6 protein-coding genes are annotated in these 4,104 nt (G+C 69.3%); all 6 read left to right on the top strand.

Annotated elements, in window-relative coordinates:
• A partial coding sequence (locus FJY74_09495) for a phosphate ABC transporter substrate-binding protein (GenBank protein MBM3308546.1) occupies positions 1 to 125 on the top strand: 125 nt, incomplete at its 5' end.
• A 33-nt stretch (positions 126 to 158) separates the two neighbouring features.
• Positions 159 to 1,055 (top strand): phosphate ABC transporter permease subunit PstC, encoded by an 897-nt coding sequence (gene pstC / locus FJY74_09490; GenBank protein ID MBM3308545.1) that lies wholly within the window; start codon positions 159 to 161, stop codon positions 1,053 to 1,055.
• A 31-nt stretch (positions 1,056 to 1,086) separates the two neighbouring features.
• Positions 1,087 to 1,938, top strand: a complete 852-nt coding sequence (pstA, locus tag FJY74_09485) for a phosphate ABC transporter permease PstA (protein MBM3308544.1) — start codon at positions 1,087 to 1,089, stop codon at positions 1,936 to 1,938.
• 8 nt (positions 1,939 to 1,946) lie between these two features.
• Entirely contained in the window at positions 1,947 to 2,708 is a 762-nt protein-coding gene (locus tag FJY74_09480) for a phosphate ABC transporter ATP-binding protein (GenBank protein MBM3308543.1), read from the top strand.
• 47 nt (positions 2,709 to 2,755) lie between these two features.
• On the top strand, positions 2,756 to 3,349 hold the full coding sequence (locus FJY74_09475; protein ID MBM3308542.1) for a flavodoxin family protein: 594 nt from the start codon (positions 2,756 to 2,758) through the stop codon (positions 3,347 to 3,349).
• A gap of 337 nt (positions 3,350 to 3,686) precedes the next feature.
• On the top strand, positions 3,687 to 4,104 hold a 418-nt coding region (locus FJY74_09470; protein ID MBM3308541.1), incomplete at its 3' end, for a hypothetical protein.

Here is a 4,104-nt window from a genome sequence, read left to right as displayed (position 1 = left end):
GCCCCGTCGTGCGCGAGTTCCTTCGCTGGGCCCTCACCGAGGGGCAGCGGTTCGTGCCCGAGGCCGGGTACGTCAACCTGGCCGACGAGGAGCTCAAGGCCGCTCTCGAGATGCTCGGCGACTAGGTCCAGCGGTTTTGCGGCGCGGAGGGAGGATTGATGCAGGCCTCACGGCTTTGGATGGACCGCACCGCCAGGCGCGCGATGCTCGCGCTCGCCGTCGTGCCGAGCGCGCTCGTCGTGGCGATGGTCCTCGGCCTGTGGCTGCGCTCGAGACCGATCCTCGATGCGACGTCCCTGGGCGACGTCCTGCTTTCGAGCTCCTGGAGACCCCTGAGCGGCGAGTTCGGGTTCTACCCGTTCATCATGGGGACGCTGTGGGTGACCTGCATCGCGGTCGCGCTCGCCGTCCCGCCCTGCATCCTCGCGGCGATCTACCTCTCGGAGTACGCCGGCCGCGCGCTTCGCGAGTGGGCGAAGCCCCTCATCGACCTCCTCGCCGGCATCCCCTCGGTCGTGTTCGGCATGTGCGGCGTCCTCGTCGTCGTCCCCCTCATCAAGAACCGCGTGGCGCCGCTCTTCGGCACCTTCTCGACCGGCTACACCGCTCTGGCGGCCGGCATCGTGCTGGCCGCGATGATCGCGCCGGTCATCGTCCACGTCTGCCTCGAGGTGTTCCGCACCGTGCCGCGCGAGGCACGCGACGGCGCGCTCGCGGTGGGCGCGACGAAGTGGCAGACCGTCAAGCACGTGGTCATGCGGAAGGCCATGCCCGGGGTGATCGCCGCGAGCGTCCTCGGGCTCTCGCGCGCGTTCGGCGAGACGATGGCGGTCCTCATGGTGGCCGGGAACGTGGCGCGCGCCCCGTCGTCGCTCCTGGACCCGGCGTACCCGCTGCCCGCGCTCATCGCGAACAACTACGGCGAGATGATGTCCATCCCGCTGTACGACTCGGCGCTGCTGCTCGCGGCGCTCGTGCTGCTCGTGGTCGTGCTCGTGTTCAACGTGGCGTCGCGGGCGGTGCTCGTCAGGATCGAGCGAGGGATCGCGCGGTGACCGGCGCGGCCGCGAGGGAGGGTGGCGCATCGTGAAGTTCGCGAGGATCGAGGAGGCCTTCTTCAAGGCGCTCATGGCCGTCGCCACGATGGTCATCCTGGCGACCCTCGTGCTCATCCTCGGGGCGGTGCTCGTCAAGGGGCTCCCCGCGATGAACCTCGCGATGGTCACGCAGACGCCGAAGGGCGGCTTCTACCTCGGCAAGGAGGGCGGGATCCTGAACGCGATCGTGGGCTCGCTCTACGTGACGGGCGGCGCCACGCTCATCGCGTTCGTCGTGGCGCTTCCGATCGTCCTCTTCCTCAACGCCTACGCCAGGAAGGGGTCGCGCTTCGTGGAGCTGACGAGGTTCTCGTTCGACGTCCTCTGGGGCGTGCCGTCCATCGTGTACGGCGCGTTCGGGTTCGCCGTGATGCTCTTCCTCGGGCTCCGGGCGTCGCTCCTGGGCGGCATCATCGCCGTGGCGTTCCTGATGCTCCCCATCATGGCGCGCGCGATGGACGAGGTCGTGCGCATGGTGCCAAAGGAGCTGCTCGACGCGTCGTACTCGGTGGGCGCGACGAGGCTGGAGACGGCGAGGAAGGTGCTCGCGAGGCAGGCCCTCCCGGGGATCCTCACGGCGGTGCTCATCGCGTTCGGGCGCGGCATCGGCGACGCGGCCTCGGTCATGTTCACCGCGGGGTTCACGGACTCGCTGCCGCACTCGCTGTTCGGACCGGCGGCGACGCTGCCGCTCGCCATCTTCTTCCAGCTCGGGACGCCGGTCCCCGAGGTCCAGGAGCGGGCGTACGCGTCGGCCCTCGTGCTCACCGTCATCATCCTCATCACGAGCGTCGTCGCGCGGCTCATCGGCCGCCGGGTCGCCCGGCACACCGTCGGCTAGGAGGCGGCATGAGCGGAAGGACCCACATCAGCGTCCGTAACCTCAACGTCTTCTACGGCGCGATGCAGGCGCTCAAGGACGTGAGCGTGGACATCCCCGAGAAGCGGATCACGGCCATCATCGGGCCGTCGGGATGCGGGAAGAGCACGCTGCTCCGCACGTTCAACCGGCTTGTGGAGACGGTCGAGGGGGTGAGGATCACGGGCAACGTCCTCGTGGACGGCGAGGACATCTTCGATCCGAGGGTGGACGTGACCGAGGTCCGCCGCCGGATGGGGCTCCTCTCGCAGCGCCCGTATCCGTTGCCCATGTCCATCTACGAGAATGTCGCGTACGGCCCGCGCATCCACGGCGTCTGGCGGCGGCGCGACCTCGACCGGATCGTCGAGTTGCACCTCCGGGAGTCCGGGCTGTGGGACGAGGTGAAGGACCGCCTGCACGAGCCGGCGTCGGACCTCTCCGTGGGACAGCAGCAGCGCCTGTGCCTCTCGCGCGGGCTCGCGGTCGAGCCGGAGATCATCCTCGGCGACGAGCCGACCTCGGCGCTCGATCCGAGGTCGAGCCAGCGCATCGAGCAGCGCTTCCTGGAGCTCAAGGACGACTACACCATCGTGCTCGTCACGCACATCCTGAGGCAGGCACGCCGACTGGCGGACTACGTCCTCTTCCTGTACATGGGCGAGCTCGTCGAGCACGGGCCGGCGCGCGAGGTGCTCGAGAACCCGCGCGAGCAGATGACGCGGGAGTACGTGAAGGGCGTGATCAGTTAGACGGGCGCAGGCCCGCGTCGGCGGGCCGTGGCGCGGGGGGGGCGTCGATGGGCAGACGGATCATGATGGTGGTCGGCAGTCCGAACGAGCGCGGGAACACACGGACCGTGGTGGACTGGGTTGCCGAGGGTGCGCGCCAGGCCGGCGCGGACGTCGAGATCGTGGACGCCGCGCGGCTGCGCTACGAGGTCTACGGCTGCCAAGCGTGCATGGCCTGCAAGGGGGCGAAGGAGTTCCGCTGCGCCGTGGACGACGAGGCCACCGACGTCATCGCGCGCATGCCGGAGCAGGACGCGGTCGTGCTCGCGACGCCCATCTACTTCTGGGGCCTCTCGGCACAGCTCAAGCACGTCGTCGACCGGATGTTCTGCCTCGTGAAGTCCGACGAGCGCGGGTACCGGTTCGCCCCCGGGCTCGAGAAGGCGCGCCTGGCGTTCGTCGCGACGGCGGGCGGCGGGTCCGAGTGGGGCCTTAAGCTCGCGGAGGAGAACGTGAAGGCCATCGCGGGGTTCGTGGGGGTGGGCGCGCCCGCGTTCAAGAGCCTCCTCGTGCCCAACGCGCACTCCGAGGAAGGCGTGCGCGAGTCGAACACCGCGCTCAGGGAGAAGGCGCGGGCGTTCGGAAGGGAGCTGGCGGGGTAGGAGGTGGGGGTCTGCACGGAGCAACGGGCCGAGCCGCCGTGCCGCTCGGCCCGCCGCAGCGCCTGGCTCGGCGGTCTGTGCCCTTGCGTTGCGGTATTCAGGACTTGACGCCGGGGGGGGGGCGTCTCGTACCATTGAGCGTGCGCAGTCCGTCTTGTTGGTCTGACGGGCACTGAGCCATGGCTGGTTCGGAAGGAGGTCCGCCATGCGCACGCCTCCTCGTACTCTCGACTTCCCGCGGTCGTCTCGCATCGCTGCACTCGCCCTGTCGGTTCTCGTCTCAGTTGCCGCTCCATCCGCTTCAGTCGCGCAGGACTCCGCCATCACGCAGGGCTGGGTGTCGTTCGACGGCATGACGCCGACCCCGGCCTCGCCCGCGATCGAGATCCTCTCCTCAACATCAGGCGAGCTCGTTCTCACGCTGACGGCCCCCGGCGCCGTCAGCGCCGCCGTCCAGGAGGGCGTTGCCGAGTACCACCGGCTCGAGTTCCCCGGCTACTCGCACAGCAACGAGGTGGGTCATCCGCTCCTTCCCGCCGTCCGGCAGCTCATCGCCGTCCCCAACGGGTGTGAGATCGAGGTGTCGGTCAGTCCCGGAGAGCCGCTCCACTACCTCGGGACGCTCCTGTACCCGGTGCCTGCCACGGTCGTCCGGTACACGGCTGAAGGATGGGAGTACCTCGATGAGGAGTTCGCGCTCGACGAGGACGCGTACTCGTCGAGCGGATACTACCCGACTGAGATCGCAAGCGTGA

Origin of the sequence: Candidatus Effluviviaceae Genus I sp., from assembly GCA_016867725.1 — a bacterium.
GTDB lineage: Bacteria > Joyebacterota > Joyebacteria > Joyebacterales > Joyebacteraceae > VGIX01.
Note: the sequence above shows the minus strand (reverse complement) of the source record. Positions and strands in the feature narration are given on the sequence as shown.

Bases quoted from the DNA above. Each gene is read 5' to 3' on its own strand.
- FJY74_09480 (MBM3308543.1), top strand. From the start codon at position 1,947: ATGAGCGGAAGGACCCACATCAGCGTCCGTAACCTCAACGTCTTCTAC.
- pstC (MBM3308545.1), top strand. From the start codon at position 159: ATGCAGGCCTCACGGCTTTGGATGGACCGCACCGCCAGGCGCGCGATG.
- FJY74_09475 (MBM3308542.1), top strand. From the start codon at position 2,756: ATGGGCAGACGGATCATGATGGTGGTCGGCAGTCCGAACGAGCGCGGG.